This window comes from Corynebacterium sp. MSK073 (genome assembly GCF_030232085.1).
Lineage (GTDB): Bacteria > Actinomycetota > Actinomycetes > Mycobacteriales > Mycobacteriaceae > Corynebacterium.
The window spans coordinates 17344-39948 of the sequence record NZ_JASPIY010000015.1; the positions used below are offsets into that span (position 1 = coordinate 17344).

The 22605-nt window shown below is 58.5% G+C and carries 19 protein-coding genes; 16 read left to right on the top strand and 3 right to left on the bottom strand.

The features are described from left to right. Window positions 1-251: 251 nt before the first annotated feature. From QP970_RS09795 to QP970_RS09820, 6 genes are all read left to right on the top strand, one after another. Window positions 252-2315 carry a glucose PTS transporter subunit IIA gene (locus tag QP970_RS09795; RefSeq protein WP_239269875.1) on the top strand — a complete coding sequence of 688 codons (2064 nt, stop codon included), beginning with the start codon at window positions 252-254 and terminating at the stop codon, window positions 2313-2315. A 74-nt stretch (window positions 2316-2389) separates the two neighbouring features. Beyond that, complete coding sequence (gene coaE / locus QP970_RS09800) at window positions 2390-2992, top strand: dephospho-CoA kinase (protein ID WP_239269874.1); 603 nt, start codon at window positions 2390-2392, stop codon at window positions 2990-2992. Between the two features lie 75 nt (window positions 2993-3067). Continuing rightward, complete coding sequence (locus QP970_RS09805; protein WP_239275779.1) at window positions 3068-3430, top strand: DUF4259 domain-containing protein; 363 nt, start codon at window positions 3068-3070, stop codon at window positions 3428-3430. A gap of 39 nt (window positions 3431-3469) precedes the next feature. Beyond that, window positions 3470-5563 carry an excinuclease ABC subunit UvrB gene (uvrB, locus tag QP970_RS09810; RefSeq protein ID WP_239269872.1) on the top strand — a complete coding sequence of 698 codons (2094 nt, stop codon included), beginning with the start codon at window positions 3470-3472 and terminating at the stop codon, window positions 5561-5563. Between the two features lie 149 nt (window positions 5564-5712). Continuing rightward, complete coding sequence (locus QP970_RS09815) at window positions 5713-6165, top strand: universal stress protein (RefSeq protein ID WP_239269871.1); 453 nt, start codon at window positions 5713-5715, stop codon at window positions 6163-6165. A gap of 83 nt (window positions 6166-6248) precedes the next feature. Then, on the top strand, window positions 6249-6689 hold the full coding sequence (locus QP970_RS09820) for a universal stress protein (RefSeq protein WP_005282685.1): 441 nt from the start codon (window positions 6249-6251) through the stop codon (window positions 6687-6689). Window positions 6690-6778: 89 nt separating this feature from the next. On the opposite strand, the gene QP970_RS09825 is transcribed toward QP970_RS09820, so the two are convergent. The 3 genes from QP970_RS09825 to QP970_RS09835 form a co-directional block, all read right to left on the bottom strand. Continuing rightward, window positions 6779-9037 (bottom strand): HelD family protein, encoded by a 2259-nt coding sequence (locus QP970_RS09825; RefSeq protein WP_502870065.1) that lies wholly within the window; start codon window positions 9035-9037, stop codon window positions 6779-6781. 143 nt (window positions 9038-9180) lie between these two features. Then, a complete protein-coding gene (locus QP970_RS09830; RefSeq protein ID WP_239269869.1) occupies window positions 9181-10197 on the bottom strand; it encodes a DoxX family protein in 1017 nt (338 codons plus the stop codon). Between the two features lie 77 nt (window positions 10198-10274). Beyond that, the gene (locus QP970_RS09835; RefSeq protein WP_239269868.1) at window positions 10275-10877 is read right to left on the bottom strand and encodes an MBL fold metallo-hydrolase; all 603 of its coding nucleotides are present in this window, start codon (window positions 10875-10877) and stop codon (window positions 10275-10277) included. A gap of 64 nt (window positions 10878-10941) precedes the next feature. Here QP970_RS09835 and uvrA point away from each other — a divergent pair, with 64 nt between their 5' ends. The 10 genes from uvrA to argC all read left to right on the top strand — a co-directional run bounded on the left by uvrA (window position 10942) and on the right by argC (window position 22592). Next, on the top strand, window positions 10942-13782 hold the full coding sequence (gene uvrA, locus QP970_RS09840) for an excinuclease ABC subunit UvrA (RefSeq protein WP_239269867.1): 2841 nt from the start codon (window positions 10942-10944) through the stop codon (window positions 13780-13782). Window positions 13783-13866: 84 nt separating this feature from the next. Continuing rightward, the gene (locus QP970_RS09845; protein WP_239269866.1) at window positions 13867-14703 is read left to right on the top strand and encodes a serine hydrolase; all 837 of its coding nucleotides are present in this window, start codon (window positions 13867-13869) and stop codon (window positions 14701-14703) included. A gap of 270 nt (window positions 14704-14973) precedes the next feature. After that, window positions 14974-15495 (top strand): translation initiation factor IF-3, encoded by a 522-nt coding sequence (gene infC / locus QP970_RS09850; protein ID WP_081443661.1) that lies wholly within the window; start codon window positions 14974-14976, stop codon window positions 15493-15495. Window positions 15496-15530: 35 nt separating this feature from the next. Further along, window positions 15531-15725, top strand: coding sequence for a 50S ribosomal protein L35 (rpmI, locus tag QP970_RS09855; protein ID WP_239269865.1), 195 nt, complete (start codon window positions 15531-15533; stop codon window positions 15723-15725). 56 nt (window positions 15726-15781) lie between these two features. Next, window positions 15782-16165: a 50S ribosomal protein L20 gene (rplT, locus tag QP970_RS09860; protein WP_023017886.1), complete on the top strand. Its 384-nt coding sequence runs from the start codon at window positions 15782-15784 to the stop codon at window positions 16163-16165. Between the two features lie 163 nt (window positions 16166-16328). Continuing rightward, window positions 16329-16739, top strand: coding sequence for a TM2 domain-containing protein (locus tag QP970_RS09865; RefSeq protein WP_239275777.1), 411 nt, complete (start codon window positions 16329-16331; stop codon window positions 16737-16739). Between the two features lie 93 nt (window positions 16740-16832). After that, window positions 16833-17639 carry a TrmH family RNA methyltransferase gene (locus tag QP970_RS09870; RefSeq protein WP_239269863.1) on the top strand — a complete coding sequence of 269 codons (807 nt, stop codon included), beginning with the start codon at window positions 16833-16835 and terminating at the stop codon, window positions 17637-17639. A 120-nt stretch (window positions 17640-17759) separates the two neighbouring features. Further along, window positions 17760-18806, top strand: coding sequence for a phenylalanine--tRNA ligase subunit alpha (gene pheS / locus QP970_RS09875; RefSeq protein WP_239269862.1), 1047 nt, complete (start codon window positions 17760-17762; stop codon window positions 18804-18806). 23 nt (window positions 18807-18829) lie between these two features. Continuing rightward, window positions 18830-21346 carry a phenylalanine--tRNA ligase subunit beta gene (gene pheT / locus QP970_RS09880; RefSeq protein ID WP_284772197.1) on the top strand — a complete coding sequence of 839 codons (2517 nt, stop codon included), beginning with the start codon at window positions 18830-18832 and terminating at the stop codon, window positions 21344-21346. A gap of 202 nt (window positions 21347-21548) precedes the next feature. Beyond that, entirely contained in the window at window positions 21549-22592 is a 1044-nt protein-coding gene (argC, locus tag QP970_RS09885; protein ID WP_284772196.1) for an N-acetyl-gamma-glutamyl-phosphate reductase, read from the top strand. Window positions 22593-22605 lie beyond the last annotated feature (13 nt).

Consider the following 22605-nt stretch of genomic DNA (forward strand, 5'->3'; position numbering starts at 1 on the left):
TGCACTAGCCGCGTCCTTCTCCTTTTGGGAGACAGGACGCGGCTTTGTGAGTTTTATGACAGTATATGCAAACGATTGCCCGTTATTTTTCGTTTGCGGGTTCTTGACCTGCGGAGAAGTGACTGGGCCTCCAGAAAAGACAACTACCCCCACTAAAGGCCACTGAATTGGGCTTTTGTTTGTGTTGTCTCTCACTTATAATCCGAGTGTGACGTAATAGCCAGTTGAGTACTGACTATTGTTTTGTCTTTATGCAAGGAGTTGAAGTGGCATCTGTTAAGGACACTTCCACACACATCATCGATAGCTTGGGCGGCGCCGATAACATCACGTCGCTCACGCACTGCGCGACGCGCCTGCGTTTTCAACTCGCTGATGTGGGGAAAGTAGATCAGGAAAAGCTAGAAAGCGATACGGCCGTTCTCGGTTCCGTCACGCAGGGTACGCATGGCTACCAAGTGGTCATGGGTGGCGGCGTGGCCAACTACTACGGCGAAATCATCAAGGACCCTGGGGTAAACCCGCCGGATGAGGAGGGCTCCTCATCCAAGAAGAACTACGATGGTGTGCGCGGTAAGTACGATTGGATCGACTACTGCTTCGAGTTTCTCTCTGATACCTTCCGCCCGATTCTGTGGGCGCTGCTTGGTGCCTCCCTCATCATCACGCTGCTGGTGCTGGCGGATACCATTGGCATCCAAGACTTCCGCGCGCCGTTGGAAGAACAGCCTGAGGGCTACCGCTTGGCCCACGCGATGTTCCAATCGGTCTTCTACTTCCTGCCGGTGATGGTGGGTGCCACCGCCGCGCAGAAGCTAGGTGCGAATATGTGGGTCTCGGCCGCAATTCCTGCCGCACTGCTGACACCGGAATTCATGTCCCTGGGTGAACAGGGCGATACCGTGAACGTCTTCGGCCTGCCGCTGGTGATTAACTCTTACGGCTCCCAGGTATTCCCCCCGATTTTGGCCGCTATCGGCCTGTTCTGGGTGGAAAAGGGTCTGAAGAAGGTCATCCCGAGCGCCGTACACATGGTCTTCGTGCCATTCTTCTCGCTGCTCATCATGATTCCGGCCACGGCCTTTTTGCTCGGCCCATTCGGCATCGGCGTGGGCAACGGCATCTCCTGGGTACTGTTCCAGATCAATGACTTCTCGCCGTTCATCTTGGCCATTGTCATTCCGCTGCTGTACCCATTCCTGGTGCCCATGGGCCTGCACTGGCCGCTCAACGTGATCATGATTCAAAACATCACGACCTACGGCTACGACTTTATCCAGGGCCCGATGGGTGCGTGGAACTTTGCCTGCTTCGGTGTCACCGGCGCCGTGATGGTCATCTCCATGAGGGAGAAGAACAACTCCATGCGCCAGGTTTCCGTCGGTGCATTCGCAGCCGGCATGCTCGGCGGTATTTCGGAGCCGTCCCTCTACGGTATCTTGCTCCGCTTCCGCCGCACCTACTACCGCCTGCTGCCGGGTTGTGCCATTGGTGGTGCAGTGATGGGGCTATTCGATGTCCGCGCTAACGCCTTCGTCTTCACCTCCATCTTGACCACCCCAGCCATGACCCCGCAGGTGGGCTACATCATCGGCATCGCCGTGGCATTCTTCACCTCCTTCTCCCTCACGCTGCTGTTTGGCTACCGCACCGCAGAGGAAAAGCAGGCCGACCTCGAGCGCATCGCCCGCGAAAATAACGAGACTGTGGAAGAGGTCGCTAGCCGCTCCGAGTCCCGCATCATCGGAGGATCCGATGATGAGTCGGACGGTTCTGACAATGCACAGGCTGCAGGGGTTGCGTCCGCCACCGGGATCGCCACCAAGGAAGCAGAACAGGCAACCATCAAGCTGGACTCTCCTCTGGAGGGTGAGGCCGTGGACCTGTCCGAGGTACCCGATCCCATCTTCGCCGGCGCGAAGCTTGGGCCAGGCGCTGCAGTGAAGCCAACCGGCAATACCGTCTACGCGCCTGCCGATGGCACCGTGCTCACCGTCCAAAAGTCCGGCCACGCGATCGGTCTGAACCTGGATAACGGCGTACAGCTGCTCATCCACGTTGGCCTGGATACCGTGGAACTCGGCGGCGAGGGCTTTGATGTCCACGTGGAAAAGAAACAGCGCGTTTCCGCTGGCGATAAGCTCATCAGCTTTGACGCAGACTTCATCAAGTCCAAGGACTACAACCTGATTACCCCGGTCGTTGTTACCAACGCCAAGAAATTTGGTTCCGTGAGCGGCACTACCGGCGCTGTCACCCCAAGCGATGAACTCTTGCAGATTCATCCAAAGCCGGAAGAAGAACTCGAGTCCTAATAGACACGCGTAAATTCCGTACCAAGGAGCCCAGGCAGTCGTGCCGGGCTCCTTTTCGCGTACCCTGGTACCTTATGAAGCTAATCGGATTAACCGGGGGAATTGGCAGCGGGAAATCTACGGTAGCGAAGCTGTGCGCCCGGCGCGGCTGGCGGGTGGTGGACGCAGATCGCATAGCGAGGGACATCGTCAAGCCTGGCCAACCGGCATTGGCCGAGCTAGCGGAGAAATTCGGCGAGGACATCCTGCAGGAAGACGGCAGCCTCGACCGCAAGGAACTCGCTCGCCGGGCCTTCGTGGACAAGGAGCATACCGAGCTCCTCAATTCGATTACGCACCCGCGCATCCAAGAAGAGACCCAGCGGCAATTTGCCGCCGCGCGCGAAGAGGGCGTTGATTTTACGGTCTATGACATGCCGCTGCTGGTGGATAATGGGCTCGACGGGGATATGGATTTTGTCATCGTCGTGGACGTGGACCCAGAAGAGCGGGTGCGGCGCCTCGTGGATTTCCGCGGACTCGATGAGGAAGACGCGCGCAAAAGGATTAACGCCCAGATTTCTGATGAGAAGCGGCTCGCGGCAGCAAGCCATGTCATAGACAATAACGGCACGCAGGAACAACTGGCCGAGCACGCAGCGGCGGTCTGCGATGAGATCGAGGCGGCGTCTTCTTAACCTTAACCTTTTTGGTAGGTAGCGTTAACGCATTTTCCTATTAATGTTTACTTTTGGCTCCTACACTACTTGAGCGTGGGAACTTGGGGCACTGGACCATTCGATAATCACGCGGCGCGAGACGTACTCGATAGCCTGCGGGATGGTTCTTTTGATCTCCGGCACTTTCAGCGATCGTGCGGCACGGGGGTGCTCGATTCCGATGAAGCCGAAGCGGTCATAGCATTAGGTGCACTGACGAAGCTGCCTGCCGATGGCCTGCCAGACGGCGTAGCCCCACGGGATCTTACGTCCCTGTACACCCCGCAATCTAAGGCATGGCTGCGCCGGCGCATCAACCAAGCGATGTGCTCTGAGTCCTCGTCGGTCTACGCGCTCTGGGAACCAACGGGGGAGCTGAACCAGTGGCTGCACACCGCCCAGGCCGCGCTGCCGTGAAATGGCTAGCAGGAGCGTCCAAGCAGTAGAATAGCGGGCATGGCTTTTGCTGCTGAACATCCCCTTATTCCAAACTCTGAACACCGCGTCGTCGGCGAGGTAGAACGCACCCCCGGCAAGTTTCAGGTCGTTTCTGATTATGAACCCGCAGGTGACCAGCCTGCGGCCATCAAGGAACTTGATGAGCGCCTCAACCGTGACGAGCGCGACGTTGTGCTCATGGGCGCAACCGGTACGGGTAAGTCCGCGACGGCCGCGTGGTTGATTGAAAAGCAGCAGCGACCCACGCTCGTCATGGCGCCCAATAAGACCTTGGCCGCGCAGCTGGCCAATGAGCTGCGCCAATTATTGCCCAATAACGCGGTGGAATATTTCGTCTCCTATTACGACTACTACCAGCCAGAAGCCTATATCGCGCAGACCGATACCTATATTGAAAAAGACTCCTCCATCAATGAGGACGTCGAGCGCCTGCGCCACTCGGCCACCTCTGGATTGCTCTCGCGGCGCGATGTCGTGGTGGTCTCCTCGGTCTCGTGCATCTACGGCCTGGGTACCCCGCAATCCTATTTGGATCGCTCGGTCATTATCGCCGTCGACGAGGAGCTCGATAGGGACCGTTTCCTCCGGCTTTTGGTGGATATCCAATATGAGCGCAACGATGTGGGCTTTACCCGCGGTACCTTCCGCGTCAAGGGCGATACGGTCGATATCATTCCGGCGTACGAGGAGCGCGCGGTGCGCATTGAGTTTTTCGGCGATGATATCGACTCGCTGTACTATATCCACCCGGTAACCGGTGACGTTATCGAACAGGTCGATGAAGTGCGCATTTTCCCCGCCACGCACTACGTGGCCGGCCCAGAGCGGATGGAAAAGGCCGTGGCCGATATCAAGGAAGAGTTGGCTGAGCGCCTCGAGGATCTAGAAAACCGCGGCAAGCTCCTAGAAGCACAGCGGCTGCGCATGCGCACGGAATATGACCTAGAGATGATCGAGCAGGTGGGGTTCTGTTCCGGCATTGAGAACTACTCCCGCCACGTGGATGGCCGCCCGGCGGGGTCCGCGCCAGCCACGCTCTTGGACTATTTCCCAGAGGATTTTCTTACCATCATCGATGAGTCCCACGTGACCGTGCCACAGATAGGCGGCATGTACGAAGGCGATATGTCGCGCAAGCGAAACCTGGTGGAATTTGGCTTCCGCCTGCCATCCGCGGTGGACAACCGGCCTCTGACCTTCGATGAGTTTGAAGAGCGCGTTGGTCAAACCGTCTATATGTCCGCCACCCCTGGCGATTTCGAAATGACCTCCTCCGGCGGCGAGTTTGTCGAGCAGGTCATTCGCCCGACCGGCCTGGTCGATCCTAAGGTGACGGTGAAGCCCACAAAGGGCCAGATTGATGACCTTATTGATGAGATCCGCGGCCGCATCGCCTCTCAGGAGCGCGTATTGGTCACCACCTTGACCAAGCGCATGGCAGAAGACCTGACGGATTACCTCTTGGAGCAGGGGATTAAGGTCCGCTACCTGCACTCGGATATCGATACGCTGCAGCGCGTGGAGCTGCTGCGCCAATTGCGCCAGGGCGAATTCGACGTGCTCGTGGGCATCAACCTCTTGCGCGAGGGCTTGGACTTGCCCGAGGTCTCGCTCGTGGCCATCCTCGATGCGGATAAGGAAGGCTTCTTGCGCTCGACGACGTCGCTCATCCAGACCATTGGCCGCGCCGCGCGTAACGTATCGGGCGAGGTCATCATGTACGCGGATAAAATCACCGACTCGATGCAAGAAGCCATCGATGAAACGGAGCGCCGCCGCGAGAAGCAGATTGCCTATAACAAGGAACACGGTGTGGATCCGCAGCCGCTGCGCAAGAAGATCGCGGATATCTTGGACCAGGTCTATGAGAACAATGGGGAGGAGACCGCCGAGTCGGATCCTTCAGCGGTGGTGGAAAAGCGCGACGTGTCCAGCATGGCCACCGATGAGGTTGAGGCGCTCATCAATGACCTGCAGGCACAGATGGGCGCTGCCGCGCGCGAACTGAAATTCGAGTTGGCCGGCCGGCTGCGCGATGAGATTGCGGATTTGAAGAAAGAACTGCGCGGGCTGAAGGAAGCCGGAATCTAGCGGCGTGCGCGCCGTCCTGGTAACGCTCTCCCCCTAAAAGTGCGCACTACTGCAACGATCGGCTTATTGGTCCGGCGTCCTGACTATACTGGGGGCGACTAAAAGCCGGTTCAATGTGCCGACCTAGTACTTCACCAGCAAGGAGAATCATGCTTTCGTATCACACCATCGCCGTCGGTACCGATGGCTCTGAAACTTCCCTGCGCGCCGTGCGCTCGGCGGCATCCATGGCGCGGGCATACGATGCCAAGCTCATTATCGTCTCCGCAGCCTATAACCATTCTGGGTCCATGCTCGGCGCCCCCAGCGGTGAGGGCTCCAGGCTACCGGTGGTCAGCGAAGAAATGGCCGATACCTACCTCACGAACGCGCAGCGGATTGCTGAGTCCGAAGGGGCGGAAAACATTGAGGTGGTCACCACCCCCGGTGACCCCGTCAACGCCTTAATCGAGGTCACGGAGAAATACGACGTTGAGCTCCTAGTCGTGGGCAATCGCGGCGTTAATTCCATGCGCGGGCGCGTTTTTGGCTCGGTGCCAACGGAACTTACCCATAAATCCAAGGTGGATGTCGTGGTGGTTAACACGAGTGAAAAACGTTAATCACTTTTCATTGTTAGACTTGCAGTAACGCCAAGTTGGCACACTAGAATAGTTAGGGTACACACCCACAAAGAAAGGTCATCATGAGCGACTACAGCACGATTGTTGTCGGTACTGACGGTTCCAAGTCCTCCCTCCTCGCCGTGGAGCGAGCAGCCAAGATTGCCGCTGCATTCGATGCCACGCTGATCATCGGTTGTGCTTACTACGAGAATCAAGAGCAGGCTTCGAAGACCTTGCGTCAGGATTCCGTCACTATTCTTGGTGATGAGAAAGCCGAAGCCAACCTGCAGGCAGGCAAGGAAGAAGCGGAAAAGCACGGTGTTTCCAAGGTAGAAACCGCCGTCCGCCCTGGCACGCCGGTGCAAGCCCTGATGTCCATTGTCAATGACAATGATGCAGACCTGCTCATCGTTGGTAACCGCGGCATTAATTCCCTGACCGGCCGTCTGCTCGGCTCGGTGCCAGCGGATGTGGCGCGTCAGTCCGATTGTGACGTCATGATTGTTCACACCGTCAATTAATCTAGGCTTTCGCCTGACCGGCTTTCGCCTTACCCACCGCGGCGAGTCCACCTCTGGATTCGCGCGGTGGGTTTTGTGATCCCAGCGGGCTAAAGCACGCCGGCAGTATCTCCTACAAGGGTCAGCGTTTGCGTGGCCCGGGTGATGCAGACGTACAGATTCTGCAGCCCCTGCGGGGAGGCATCGACAATCTCGCGCGGGTGAAGCACGATAACGTGGTCGAATTCGAGGCCCTTAACTGCTTCGGCGTTCGTGGAATCAATGACCGCGGTCAGGCGGCCATCGTCCTCGGTGGTAATGCCGGGGGTGAAGTCGGCATCGGCAAGCCGGCGCACCGGCTCGCCATCGCGGATGGCAATGGCCGGGGTGGCATCCGGATCGATGGAGGCCAACAGGCCATTGGCAAGCTCGGTAATGGGCTCGGGCGTGCGGTAATTGACGGTAAGGAGGTGGTGGCGGAAGCGCTGGGCGATGAACGGTTCCAGGTCCTCGCCCCAGTCATCCACGCCGGCAGGGGAGCCCGTCTGCGAGGTATCGCCAACCAACGTCATCCACCGGGACGGGCAGCGGCGGAAGAGCATCCGCCATTCCATCGGGGTAAGCTCCTGCGCCTCGTCCACGATGATATGGCCAAAGGCCCACGTGTGATCCTCCCGGGCGCGCTGCGCGGTGGTGCGCGTATCCCGCACCTCCTGGCGCTGCGCCAGGGTTTCTGCGTCGATCACGTCGTGCGCCGAAAGAATTTCCGCCTCAAACATGTCATCGTCGTTATCGGTCGATTCGGAGGAGGACAGGATATCCAGCGCACCTTCTGCATCCGCGATTTGCTCGCGCCACTCGGCGTCCTTGGCCGCCTTCTTTTCCTCCGGATTGGGCAGCCCGATGAGGACGGCCAACTCATCCAAAAGGGCAGCATCGGAATCAGTCCAGGCGTAGCCATCAGCGCGGTACAAGGCGGCCTGGGTTTCCTCGTCGTAGCCGCGGGCAGCCGAGGCAATGCGTTCGCGGGAAGACAATAACGCGGCGAGTACCTCAGAGGGATCAAGCTCGGGCCAAAAATCATCGATGCAGCCCACCACGGACTCATCAATGGCAAGATCGTCGTGGAATTGGTCCACATCCGCGCGGCTTAAGAGGTTTTCCCCGCCCAGGGGATCCGTGCCCACCTTGGTGGCCATCTCCTGGGCCAGGTCCTCTACGAAGTGCTCGATGAACGCCTCGCGCGCCTGGTTATGCGGCTTGCGTGAGCGGCGGGCGCGGGTGCGCGCCCTCTTCACCATGGACGGCGTGATGGTCAGGGTCAGGCCATCCACGGTGATGTCCCGAGGCTCATTCGGCACCTGCTGATAATCCTTGACGGCGGCGCTCAGGATTTCCGCCATGGCCGCACTGCCCTTAATCTCGCGGCCCACAAGCCCCTCGGTATGGGTGGGAGTAATGCCGGGAAATAACCCACCGATGGTGGAGAGCACGACACCGGTTTCACCGAGTTCTGGCAGCACGCGGGAAATATAGTCCAAGAAATTGGTATTGGGCCCAACGATGAGTACACCGGTGGAAGATAGCAGTTCGCGGTGGGTATAGAGCAGGTAGGCAACGCGGTGCAGCGCGACGGCAGTCTTACCGGTGCCGGGGCCGCCTTCTACGACCATGACGCCGCGGGTATTATCCCGAATGATCTCGTCCTGCTCGCGCTGGATTGTTTCCACGATGGACGTCATGTGTCCCGTGCGGGCGCGTTGCATGGCAAAGTACAGGGCGGACTCGCTCGCCACGCCCGCCTCTTCCTCTCGCACGCCTGGGCCATCTAAGGCCTCATCATTGACATCAGTGACCGTGCGGCCGGACATGCGGATCTGGCGGCGCGTGTGTACGCCTTCAGGTTGTGCGGTGGTGGCGAGGTAAAAGGGGCGGGCCATGGGCGCGCGCCAATCCAGAAGGAGGGTGCGATAGTTTTCTTCGCGCGCATCCAAACCCATGCGGCCGATATAGCGGCGGTCCAGTCCTTCTTCAGTCGGGTTATCGCCGGGAGCATCGATATCGATACGGCCAAAGACGAGCCCCATCTGCGCGACGTTGAGGCGGTCCAATTTGGCCTGCAAGCCGTGGTATTCCGTTTCGCGGCGCACTAAGGCATCGGCATCGGGGGTCGCCGGATCGACCTCGGCCTGGACCTCATTCAGGCGCGCGTTTGCCGCGGCTACCTCGTCATCTAGGCGGTCAAAAAGGCCATCGACATAGTTCTGCTCGGCTTCGATGGCTGAAATTCCAGCGTTATCCGCGCGGCTGGATGAAGATGCGTCAGCGGGAGAATGAGTGGCTGGAGAATTCTTCGGTGCAGAGTTCACAAGACTCCTCAGAATGAAACACGAAAATATGGGGTGGGCGCGCATCCGCGTGCCGTGTAGGGGAGGTTCGAGTTTAGACCTTGCCGTGACAAAGAACAACGGCCCAGCGTAGGGGCTGGGCCGTGTGCGAGGGTTAAGGCGAATTACTTAGCGCGCTTTTCAATCTTCTTGATAGCGGCTTCGATCTTCTTATTAGCCTTCTTTTGCAGCTTATCTGCGTGCTTAGAAGCCTTCTTAGCAGCGCGCTTGGAGTCTGCCTTGTCGAGCTTCGATGCGGCGTCATCGGCACGCTTTTGTGCCTTGTTCGCGGCCTTGACGGCACCCTTGCGGGCGGTCTTAGCGTTGGACTCAGCGGACTTCAGCCAGTCCTGCTTGTTGTCGCCGACGTAGGACTTGGCGCTATCCACGGAGTCCTCGATGAAGGACTTCGCGTTGTCCAAGAAGCCGCGACCGGAATCCTGCCAGTCATCCTTGTTGTCATCGACGTAGTCCTTGGCGTCATCGACATAGGACTTGGCGGTATCCAGGAGGCCGCGACCGGTGGACTGCCAGTCATCCTTGTTGTCATCCACATAGGCCTGAGCCTTCTGGGAGGTCTCATTGAACCAGTCGCCGGCCTTGTTGGACAGCTCGTTGGCGCGAGCGGAAAGCTCCTCGCGCTTTTCCTGGGACTCAGACTTGGTAGGCAGCGCCTGCTGAATCTTCTTATTGGTGCGCTCACCGGCCTTTTGTGCGCGCCAGCGCAGGGAAGGCTTGCCCTCGGTGTCCTGGGTGGTGATAAAGAGCGCGCCGAGCAGGGCGGTGTTGGTAATGAAGCCGTTGCGACGGTCTTCCTTGTCCTTCTTGTTATCTGCGGCCCAGAAGTTATTTTTGCCCACTAAGTTAGGCAGGGTAGCGGCAGCCAGCACGGCTGCGGAGGTGCGGGGTGCCTTGCCCAGAGCCAAGGTGGTACCTGCACCGATCTTTGCGCCGCCGAGGGCGCGGGTAGCTAGTTCCGGATCATTGGGAATCAGGTTCTTGTAACCGGAGGGGACGAACTTGCGCAGGGTCTTGAGGAAGCCTTCGGTTTCCTTGGTGTGCTCCGAGGCATTGCGCAGGTCGTCTACACCTTCCCATACAAATACCGATGCCAGCATGGGGCGGGCAAACTTGCGAATCATAGTCCTTTAAGCTCCTTAGCTCGTTGTTCTAGACCAATCGTGTGATTGACCATTATACGCTGAAATAGCCGCCTAGATCACCAACGGCGCTCCCACCAATCACCCAACTTGGGGCGTTCTTCCCCCAAGGTGGTGGGCTTGCCATGCCCTGGGCGGATGATGGCGTTATCCGGGAACTCCTCGAAAACACGCTTGGTGACGTCCTTATATAGCCGCACGAAGTCGCCTTCAGAGGTCGTTCGACCCAATCCACCGGGGAATACGGAATCTCCCACAAACAGGTTGGTGACCCCGTCAACGGTGGCCACGAGTGCCACGCCGCCGGGGGTATGGCCGCGCAGGATGATGATGGGCAATTTCATGCCGGCAAACTCGATGGAATCGCCCTCGCGCAGCTCAACGTCTACGTCTTCCGGAATGGCCGGCGAATCAATGAAGGAGGCGTAGTGCTTTGCGTTGGTGGCCTCCAAAACCTCGTCGAGAGCCCGCACGTGATCCCAATGGCGGTGCGTGGTGAGAACGGCGGTGATGTCAACCCCTGCCTCGCGCGCCATGTTGAGGATGGCGGGGGCGTTATCGGCGGCATCGACAAGCAAGCCTTGATCGCCGGCGGTAAGCAGGTAGCAGTTATTGTCCATTTCCGAAACGGAGATTTGGTGAAGATGTAGCTCGTTAGTCATACGTCCCAGCCTACGGGTACATTCAAGGGGAGATTAAAATCTATGATGTGGAGGCTGGAGCGCAGTGGCAGAACGATTGATTGTGCGAGGCGCACGGGAACACAATCTCAAGGGCGTGGATATCGATATTCCGCGCGATAAAATGGTGGTTTTTACTGGGCTTTCGGGCTCTGGTAAGTCCTCGCTGGCCTTCGATACCATCTTCGCGGAGGGCCAACGCCGCTACGTGGAATCGTTGAGCTCTTATGCCCGGATGTTTTTGGGCCAGATGGATAAACCCAATGTGGAATACATCGGTGGCCTGTCGCCGGCGGTGTCCATCGATCAGAAGTCTACGAACCACAACCCGCGCTCTACCGTGGGCACGATTACGGAAATTTACGATTACCTCCGCTTGCTCTTCTCGCGCGCCGGCACCCCGCACTGCCCCAAGTGCGATGCCGTCATCGAGCGCCAGACGCCGCAGCAGATCGTTGATGCCGTCCTGGAGCAGGAAGAAAAGCTGAAGTTCCAGGTGCTTGCCCCGGTGGCCCGCAAGCGCAAGGGTGAGTTTGTCGACCTCTTCCAGGACCTTTCGGCGCAGGGCTACTCCCGCGTGCGCGTGGATGGTGAGACCCACCAATTAAGCGATCCGCCGAAGCTAAAGAAGCAGGTCAAACACACCATCGAGGTGGTGGTGGACCGGCTGCAGGTCAAGGCATCGCAGAAGCAGCGCCTCACCGATTCCGTGGAAACGGCTTTGCGGCTTGCCGATGGCCTCGTCACCATCGAGTTTGTTGATAAAGAGGAACTCACGCATACCTATTCCGAGAAGGCGGCCTGCCCCAACGGCCATACCCTCACCATCGAGGAGTACGAGCCACGCGCGTTTTCCTTTAACGCGCCCTTTGGCTCCTGCCCGGTCTGCGATGGCTTGGGCACGAAGCTCGAAGTGGATGTAGACCTGCTCATCCCGGATCCGGATGCCCCGGCTGTCGATGCCGTGCAGCCGTGGCATTCCAGCCCGAATTCCCGGTACTTCGTCAAACTCGTGGAAGGTTTGGGCAAGGCCCTGGGCTTTGACCCGCAGACCCCTGTCAGCGAGCTGACCAAGGAGCAGCGCGATGCGTTGATTTATGGCACCGAAACCGAGGTGCGGGTGCGCTATAAGAACCGCTATGGCCGCCAGCGCAATTGGACCGCGCCCTTTGAGGGTGCCGTCGGATTCCTGCACCGCAAATTGGATACCACGGATTCGCAGTCCCAAAAGGATCGGCTGCTGCAATACACCCGCCGGGTGCCGTGTAGCACGTGTAAGGGAACGCGCCTGAAGCCGGAAATCCTCGCCGTGCGCCTGGCGTCGACCACGCATGGCGAACAGTCCATCGCGGGGCTTAGCGCCCTGTCCATCGAGGATGCCTCGGAGTTTTTGGATTCGCTGGTCTTGGGTCACCGCGAGGAAATCATCGCTGGGGCGGTGTTGAAGGAGACCCAAGCCCGCCTGCGCTTCTTATTGGACGTGGGCCTTAACTACCTCACCCTGGACCGCGGCGCCTCGACCCTGTCTGGCGGGGAGGCCCAGCGCATCCGCCTGGCCACGCAGATTGGATCCGGGCTTGCCGGTGTGCTCTACGTGTTGGACGAGCCGTCCATCGGTTTGCACCAGCGCGATAATCACCGCCTGATTTCGACCTTGCAGCGTCTGCGCGATATCGGCAATACGCTCATCGTGGTCGAACACGATGAAGACACCATTCGCTCGTCCGATTGGCTCGTGGATGTGGGCCCGCGCGCCGGCGAATACGGCGGCGAAGTGGTCTACCAAGGCGAGCCCGCCGGCGTGGAGAAGGTAAAGGAGTCTCTAACGGGGCAGTACCTATCCGGTTCCAAGGTCCTGGCCGTTCCGGATCACCGCCGCGAGATCGATAAGGACCGCACCCTGAAGGTGGTTGGTGCCCGGGAAAATAACCTCAAGGGAATCAACGTTGAGATTCCGCTCGGCGTTCTGGTGTGCATTACCGGCGTATCCGGCTCCGGCAAGTCCACCGTGGTCAATGAAATCCTCGCCAAGACCTTGGCCAATAACTTGAACCGCGCCCGGCAGGTTCCTGGGCGCGCCAAGCGCGTGGAGGGCATTGAGCACCTGGATAAATTGGTGCAGGTGGATCAGAGCCCGATTGGCCGCACCCCGCGTTCCAACCCGGCGACCTACACCGGCGTCTTTGATAAGATTCGCAACCTTTTTGCGGAGACCCAAGAAGCAAAGGTGCGCGGTTACAAGGCCGGCCGCTTTTCCTTCAACGTCAAAGGCGGGCGCTGCGAGGCTTGCCAGGGCGATGGCACCATCAAGATTGAGATGAACTTCTTGCCGGATGTTTATGTCCCGTGTGAGGTCTGCGAGGGCGCGCGCTATAACCGCGAGACCCTGGAGGTCCACTACAAGGGCAAAAACATCGCGGAAGTGCTGGACATGCCGATTTCTGAAGCCGCGGACTTTTTCGAGCCCATTACCTCCATCCACCGCTACTTGGCCACGCTTGTCGATGTCGGCCTGGGCTACGTCCGCCTCGGCCAAGCCGCCACCACGTTGTCCGGCGGTGAGGCTCAGCGCGTGAAGCTCGCCTCGGAGCTGCAAAAGCGCACCAATGGCCGCACCATCTATATCTTGGATGAGCCGACGACCGGTCTGCACTTTGAGGATATTCGCCGGTTGATGCTGGTGATTCAAGGCTTGGTAGATAAGGGCAATTCCGTGCTCATCATTGAGCACAACCTCGATGTCATCAAGGCAGCGGACTGGATTGTGGATATGGGCCCTGAAGGCGGTGCCGGCGGCGGCACCGTGGTTGCGCAGGGTACGCCGGAAAAGGTTGCACAAGTGGAAGGCTCCTATACCGGCGGCTACCTCAAGGAACTGCTTCCTTAAAAACTAAAGTCGATAGTTTCTGTGAAAAATTGTCCCCTTTCTAAAAGATGGGCTAGTCTGTGAGGAATGAATCTGCGGCGGAGAATGGGAGCGATACTGGCGACGGTATCGCTTGCTGCCGTGGCGGCGTGCTCGTCGCCGGAACAGGCGCCGGATACGGCGGGGGAAGGGGCATCGGCAAGCGCTAGCGATAATGCCGATGCCGCAATCGCCAAAGATCTAGACCGCGCCATTGCGGCAGTGTCCAAGGACTATGACGCTAAGGTCGGCGTGGCCATCTCCGTCGGCGAAGAAAAAATTTCTGCGGGCGACAAAGGCGAAGGCCCAGCATGGTCCACCATCAAAGTGCCCATCGCGATTACGGCCCTGCAGGACGGCGCCGATCCATCCTTGGTGGATTTGGCCATCAAGGAATCCGATAATGATGCCGCCTACGCATTGTGGTCGCAAGTGCAGTGGGAAGAAGGTGTGGCCTCGGAGGCGGTGGAAAAGCTCTTGCGCGAGCACGGCTCGAATGCCTCCATTGAGGACGATGCTTTTGGGTACTCCATCTGGCCATTGCAGGAGCAAGCAAATTTCGGGGCGCAATTGCCCTGCATCAAAGAAGCCGAATATGTCCATGAGGTATTAAATGACATCGTGGAATGGCAAAACGTTGGCCTCTCCAAACACACAAGCACCCGGGCAAAAAGCGGGTGGGGGCTCGATGAAAATAGCGATGACTACACCTTCCGGCAATTCGGTGTCCATGAAAAGGACGGTAAAAGGGTAGGCGTGGCCTTGAGCGTCATCGTCGAGGGCGAGGATTATGAAAATGGCTCCGCCGCGATCGATGACCTTGCCGATGATGTCCTCAAGTCCATTGATAAAGCCATTGCGGATGAAAAACTAGAGCCCGATTCCACCTGCGAGGATGCCTAGTATTCTGCGGTTTGCCTTAAATGGTAGCGGCTGCTAGTGTCGTATCCACTACCGCCCAAGGTACCTTTTCTAGGAACCTGGGTCACAAGCGGAGATTCTCCCACCCGATGCCGCGAACTTCAGGTTCGTTGGATAACGGTAAAGGTAACCAGACATTTACGTCTGGCTCTGTGAGATCTCCCGGCTGCCTTTGGCAGACCGGGTTAGATTCGTTTGTGGTCCACGGTAGGTGAACTCATTACCCAAAACCCCTAATCGAGGAGAACCACAATCAGCGCTGAAGCTCGCATTAATGAGCGTATCCGAGTACCCGAGGTCCGTCTTGTCGGCCCCGGTGGTGAACAGGTGGGTATCGTCCGCACCGATGATGCCCGCAAGCTTGCCTATGAAGCTGACCTGGATTTGGTCGAGGTTGCTCCAAAGGCTAAGCCCCCAGTTGCCAAAATCATGGACTACGGCAAGTTCAAGTATGAGCAGGCCCAAAAGGCTCGCGAATCTCGTAAGAACCAGCAGCAGACCGTGGTGAAGGAACAGAAGTTCCGTCCGAAGATCGACGATCACGATTATGAGACCAAGAAGAGTAACGTAGTTCGCTTCCTGGAAAAGGGATCCAAGGTTAAGGTGACCATCATGTTCCGCGGCCGCGAGCAATCGCGACCGGAGCTAGGTTTCCGGCTTTTGGAGCGGTTGGCCGATGACGTCGCTGAGGTTGGCGTAGTTGAGTCCCGCCCCAAGCAGGATGGTCGCAACATGACCATGGTTTTGGGTCCGGTTCGTAAGGGCAAAAAGTAAACCATATTCCACGTAGGATTTAAGGACTTATACTCATGAAGCAGAAGACCCACAAGGGCACCGCAAAGCGCATCAAGGTGACCGGTTCCGGCAAGCTGCGCCGCGAGCAGGCAAACCGCCGCCACTTGCTGGAGGGCAAGCCTTCCAAGCGTACCCGTCGCCTCAAGGGCACCGAGTCCGTCTCCCAGCCAGACACCAAGCGCGTCAAGCGCCTGCTCGGTCGCGCTTAATAGCGCCCAATCAACCCACATCCACCATCTCAACCAGAATTTAAGGAAGTATTACTGTGGCACGAGTAAAGCGCTCAGTTAACGCAAAGAAGAAGCGTCGCGCGATCCTGAAGTCCGCCAAGGGTTACCGCGGTCAGCGTTCCCGCCTGTACCGTAAGGCTAAGGAGCAGTGGCTGCACTCTATGACTTACGCTTACCGCGACCGCCGCGCGCGTAAGTCCGAGTTCCGCAAGCTGTGGATCCAGCGCATCAACGCTGCTGCCCGCATGAATGACATCACCTACAACCGCCTCATCCACGGGCTGCGCTTGGCCGAGATCGAGGTAGACCGCAAGATCCTCGCCGAGCTTGCCGTCAACGACTTCGAGGCTTTCTCCGCACTGTGCGAGACCGCTAAGGCCGCCCTGCCTGAGGACGTCAACGCACCAAAGGCTGCGTAAGCCTTTCCAGCTACATAGCTGCTCGCCCACTCCACGCCGCTCGACGCGGTGAGGGGTGGGTTTTGTTCTATCTCACTGTCTCAAGCCTGCTAATAATCTGTTCGCTGTATGTGCTAAATTGATGAGTCGATAAAACCAGCATTTGCAAGAAGACCGGCGCGGCATGACGAGCCCATATAACTGCGAGCAACCAGAAGGCAACCCTGGTTCAAGTCAATTTTCCGGCCAGGATCGGCCGTATTACTCCCAGGAATTCCACTCTGGTGGCTATCCGCAGCAGGGCTATCCTCAGCAACAATATGCGGCGACTGGTAACCAAAAGTCCTGGGTAGCTGCGTTGCTTCTGTGCTTCTTCTTGGGCAGTGTTGGAGCGCATAACTTCTACACTGGCCGTACAACTTATGCCATCGTGCAGTTGTCGCTGAATATCCTCGGCTGGTTTACCTTCTGGTTCCTGTTGGGCTTCCTTTTCTGGACCGTTCTAGGAATCTGGGTGTTTATTGAGTTCTTCATGATTCTCCTTGGCGTGGGCGATTACGACAAAGACGCACGCGGAGTTCCGCTAAAGAAATAATACTTTTCCCATGGCCTGCCGGATTTCTGGCAGGGCTTTGTTATACCTAAGGTTCGGAACGTGCGCAAACGTGCCCAAGGTAGGGTAGGGCCTATGAATTTAGACTTTGACTCGGCCTTTACTGAACGCACTCCGCGCATCGTCAACGCGGCGAAATTGCACCGGGCTGCTAGCCGTAAGAAGGCGAAACAGTTCATCATCGAGGGCGAAAATGCTGTCGACGCCGCAGTATCCACGGGGGCGGCGACGGATGTATTCGTGACGGAAAAGGCTGCAGAGCGCTTCGCGGACATCGTTACGGCTTGCGGGTATATGGACGTTTATGTTCACCCCATTACAGATAAGGCCGCGAAGCACTTGGCCGATACCGCGACGACGACGGGAATTTTTGCCTTGTGCAGTTCTTCCGTCTTGTGGTCTGCGGGAAAGATTCTTAATGGGAAGCCGAAGTTGATTTCGGTGCCGGTGCTTACCTCTGAGCCCGGAAACGCGGGTACGTTGATTAGGACTTCGGATGCGATGGGCGCCGATGGCGTGATCTTTGCAGGCGAGACCGTGGATCCCTTAGGCAGCAAGGTTGTCCGCGCTTCAGCCGGCTCCTTATTCCACGTCCCTGTCGCGCGCGATCCAAATATCAAGGACGTATTGGGTCAGCTGCGCAAGTCTGGCATGCAAATCGTTGCCACAGCCGCGGATGGGGAAGTAGAGCTTGCTGATGCCGACCTCTCCCAACCCACCGCCTGGCTCTTCGGCAATGAGGCTCACGGGCTGGGCGAGCTGCTTGAAGAGGCCGATATGCGGGTACGCATCCCACTGCGGGGGAGCGCGGAGTCACTCAACCTTGCCACCGCGGCCAGCATCTGCTTGTACGAATCCGCCAAGGCGCAGGACCAGAACTAGGCCGCAATCGCGTTGCTCCGCGGTAGCGAATGAAAAGGGGGTCCCTGGGGCTGTCCGTGTCCTAGTGACAGAGTAAGATTGCACGCGTTAGTTTTCGCGCGAGAAGAAGGTACGAAGTACGTGTCCGATACACCGCAGATCGAATTGACCGAACAGGCCCTCGGGGCCGCGGCCGATAAGGCTATCGCAGCCTTCGAAGCAGCAGAGACCCTAGAGGATCTCGCCGCTGCCCGCCGCGAGCACTTAGGCGATAACGGGTATATCCCGCAAGCCCGCCAATCCCTCGGCCAAATACCTAAGGATCAACGCAAAGCCGCCGGTAAGGCCGTCAACATGGCCCGCGGCAAGATGGAAAAGCGGTTTGCGCAGGTCAAGGAGGAATTGGAGCAGCAGGCCCGCGAGGCCCAGCTCAAGGCCGAAACCGTCGATGTGACCATTCCTACGACCCGAGCGCAAACGGGTGCGCTGCACCCCATTACGTCCTTATCGGAGCGCATTGCCGATATTTTCGTTGGCATGGGATGGGAAATCGCCGATGGCCCAGAGATTGAGGCCGAGTACTTTAACTTCGATGCCCTGAACTTTAAGCCGGATCACCCAGCGCGCACCCTGCAGGATACGTTCCACGTGGGCAAGGAAGGCTCCAAGCAGGTCCTGCGCACGCACACCTCGCCTGTGCAGGTGCGCACGATGCTCGAGCGCGATGTGCCCTTGTACATCGCCTGCCCAGGGCGCGTTTTCCGTACGGACGAACTGGACGCCACCCACACCCCGGTCTTCCACCAGATGGAGGGCCTTGCCGTGGATAAGGGACTTACCATGGCTCACCTGCGCGGAACGCTCGAGCACCTAGCCAAGGTGCTCTTCGGTTCCGAAACCACGACGCGCATGCGCGTGAATTACTTCCCGTTCACGGAGCCTTCCGCCGAGGTGGACGTCTGGTTCCCCAATAAAAAGGGCGGCGCCGGCTGGATTGAATGGGGCGGTTGCGGAATGGTCAACCCCAACGTGCTGCGCGCGGTAGGCGTTGACCCGGAAGAGTACACGGGCTTCGCGTTCGGCATGGGCCTTGAGCGCACCCTGCAATTCCGCAATGGACTAACCGATATGCGCGACATGGTTGAAGGCGATGTCCGCTTCACCCTGCCCTTTGGCGTACAGGCTTAAAACCCAGAAAGGATAGATACATCATGCTTATTTCCCAAGACTGGGTTACCCGTATCCTTGGCGCCTCCAATCCGAATTGGAGCGTGTCCGCTGCAGATATGGACTCCGGTTTCGTCCGCGTGGGCTTTGAAACCGAAGGATATGAGCCGATCCCCGAGACTACTGGCCCATTGGTTATTGGCCAGGTCGTAGAAATCGAAGAGCTCACGCAGTTCAAAAAGCCCATCCGGTACTGCCAGGTCAACGTTGGCCAGGCAAATGGCACCGGTGAATTGCAGGGCATTATCTGCGGTGCGCGTAACTTCCGCTTGCACGATTACGTCGTAGTCTCCCTGCCCGGCGCAGAGCTGCCTGGTGGGTTCAAAATCGCGGCGCGCGAAACCTACGATCACATCTCCAATGGCATGATGTGCTCCGCTGCTGAGCTGGGCCTTGGCACGCAGGCAAACGGCATCATCGTCCTGGGTGAGGAAGTCGCGGATATGGTTGGCGAAGATGCTCGCCCAGCTATCGGCCTGTCCGATACCGACTTTGACGTCAACATCACCCCAGACCGCGGATACGCGCTATCCGCCCGTGGTCTCAGCCGCGAAATCGCCTCTTCCTTCGATCTGCAGTTTAAGGACGTCGCCGATGATCCAGCGGTGGCCGGAATCGATACCTCTGCGGTGCCAGAGGCAGAAGGCTCGCTTATCAACATCGATCTACGCGAGGAGACAAAGGCGCAGCGATTTGGCGTGCGCAAGGTAAGCGGCATCGATCCGCAGGCGCGCACGCCATTTTGGATGGAGCGCGAACTCATGCTGTGCGGCCAACGCAGCGTCAATGTGGCAACGGACGTGACCAACTACGTCATGTTGCTTTTGGGCACCCCGATGCATGCCTTTGATGCCAATGAAATCGCGGGCGATCTCACGGTGCGCAATGCACAAGAGGGCGAGAAGTTTGAGACCCTCGATCACGTCACGCGCGAGCTCTCTGGTGAAGACGTGGTCATCTGTGATGACAACGGCATCCAATCGTTAGCCGGTGTTATGGGCGGCACGCACTCAGAGATTTCTGATCAGACCACGGATGTCTACTTCGAATCCGCTATCTGGGATCCCATTACCGTGGCCCGTACCTCTCGCCGCCACAAGCTGTCCTCTGAGGCATCCCGCCGATTTGAGCGCGGCGTCGATCCTGCCCTCGTTGAGGTGGCCCTTGATATTGCGTGCGCGCTATTGCACTCCATTGCGGGCGGAACGGTCGAAAAGGGGCGTACCCTCGTCGGAGAGATAGCCGAGCCCCAAGCCATTCGCTTGCGTGCCGAAAAACCGAGCGAATACGCCGGCGTCGAATACTCCCGCGAGACCGTTATCTCCCGCCTTAAAGAGGTGGGCTGCACGGTCGAGGAAGGATCGGATTCGGTTCTGCAGGTTACGCCCGCGACGTGGCGTACCGATATTTCCATGGACGTTGACCTCATTGAGGAGGTCCTGCGCCTGGAAGGCCTAGAGGATATCCCCACCGTTCTGCCCACGCCGGCTGGCGGTCGCGGTTTGACCCCAACGCAAAAGCGCCGCCGCGCCATTGGCCACGGTTTGGCTTATGCGGGCTATGCAGAGGTTTTGCCCACGCCGTTTATCGCAAACGACACCTTTGATTTGTGGGGCCTTGCGGCTGACGATGCTCGCCGCAATACCGTCGCCGTGCAGAACCCCTTGGAATCTGACAAGGCCATCTTGGCCACGACCTTGCTCCCCGCAACGCTTGAGGCTTTGGGTCGCAACGTAGCTCGCGGACGCAAGGATCTAGCCCTCTATGGCCTGCAGCAAGTAGCCTTCAAGCGCGCAGAATCTTCGCCCATGCCGTCTGTTGCGCAGCGTCCTGGCGATGAAGTGGTAGAAGAACTCCTGCGCACGCTTCCTGAACAGCCCTTGCACGTGGCAACCGTTGCAACCGGCAAGATGGAGCACGAGGGGCCGTGGGGCGAAGGCCGCGATTACACTTACGCGGACGCGATTGAATCCGCGCGTTTGGTGGCCCGCGCCGCTGGCCTGGATATCGAGGTCGAAGCCGCGGACCACCTGCCGTGGCACCCAGGCCGGTGCGCCGCCATCAAGGTGGCAGGAGCCGATGACATCGTGGGCTATGCCGGCGAATTGCACCCGCAGGTGCTTGAGGCCCTCAACCTGCCACCGCGCACGTGCGCGATGGAGCTTGATATCACCGCGCTGCCGCTGACCGAGCGCTTCCCAGCGCCGGTACTGTCGGCATTCCCAGCCTTGCACCAGGACATCGCGTTGGTAGTGGATGAGGATATCCCAGCGGAAAAGGTGCGCGCCACGGTGGAAGAGGGTGCGGGAGACCTCATCGAGTCGGTCGACTTGTTTGATATCTTCCGCGGTGAGCAATTGGGTGAGGGCAAGAAGTCCTTGGCCTTCCAGCTGCAATTCCGCGCTGCGGACCGTACCTTGACCGATGAGGAAGTCAACGAGCACCGCACGACGGCCGCCGAATTGGCCAAGCAGCGATTCGGCGCAGAAATGCGAGCATAGGACGGGCCAGAAGCCCAGCCTTTTGCATTAAACGGCGAAGAACCAGACTTTGGTGGAACATAAACCACTCGGGTCTTGGGTCTTCGCCGTTTTGCGTTTTCATGCAACATGTTAATTATTTTCATGCCGCCTGAACTGGGGAAAGTAACCCAATTCACTGAATAACATACAGCGGAACGTATTTCTTGCTATAGTTCCTCGTATGACGATTTCAGTAGCAGTGGCAGGGGCCACAGGATACGCCGGCGGTGAGACACTGCGCCTGCTGCTATCCCACCCTGCCTATCACTCCGGTGACCTGCGCATCGGTTCCTTGACGGGAAATTCCCAAGTGGGCCAGCGCGTCGCAGAAATCATGCCGCATCTGCCGCAGCTGGCAGATCGCGTCATTGCTGACACCACGCCCGAAGAGTTAGCCGGACACGACGTCGTCTTCTTGGGCTTGCCGCACGGGCACTCGGCGCGGCTCGCGGAGCAATTAGGCGATGAGGTCACCATCATCGATTGCGCCGCCGACTTTCGGCTGCGCGAGGAGAGCGATTGGGCAGCCTACTACGGCGGGGACTATGCGGGGCAGTGGCCGTACGGTATCCCGGAAATCCCGGGCAATAGGTCGAACCTTAAAGGTACAAACCGGGTCGCCGTGCCTGGTTGTTTCCCCACGGCCATTACCTTGGGGGCGTTGCCCGCCATTGCCCGCGAGCTCGTGGAGCCCGCCCTGTCCGTCATCGCTATTACCGGCGTCTCCGGAGCGGGAAAGAAGGCATCCGTCGCGCAATTGGGCGCGGAGACCATGGGAAACGTCAAGGCCTATAAACCAGGCGGCACCCACCGCCATACCCCGGAAATCGTACAAAACCTGCAACCATTTTCTCGCGACCAGGTATCCGTGAGTTTCACCCCGGTGCTCGCACCCATGCCCCGAGGGATTCTGGCGACGATTACGGCGGAGCTGAAAGGGGGCATCGGCAAGCAGCAGGTGCGCACCGCCTTCGAAGAATTTTATGCAGATGAGCCTTTCTGCCTCGTGCTGCCAGAAGGCCAACAACCGGAAACCCAGAACGTGGTGGGCACGAACATGGTGCATATCCAAGCCCATGTCGATGACAATTCCCACCGCCTCATCATCACCGCGGCGCTCGACAATTTATGCAAGGGTACTGCCGGTGCCGCCGTGCAATGCATGAACCTTGCGCTGGGATGGACAGAAACTTTGGGATTGCCCCAAGCCGCAGTCGCCCCGTAGGGCTGCGCACTAA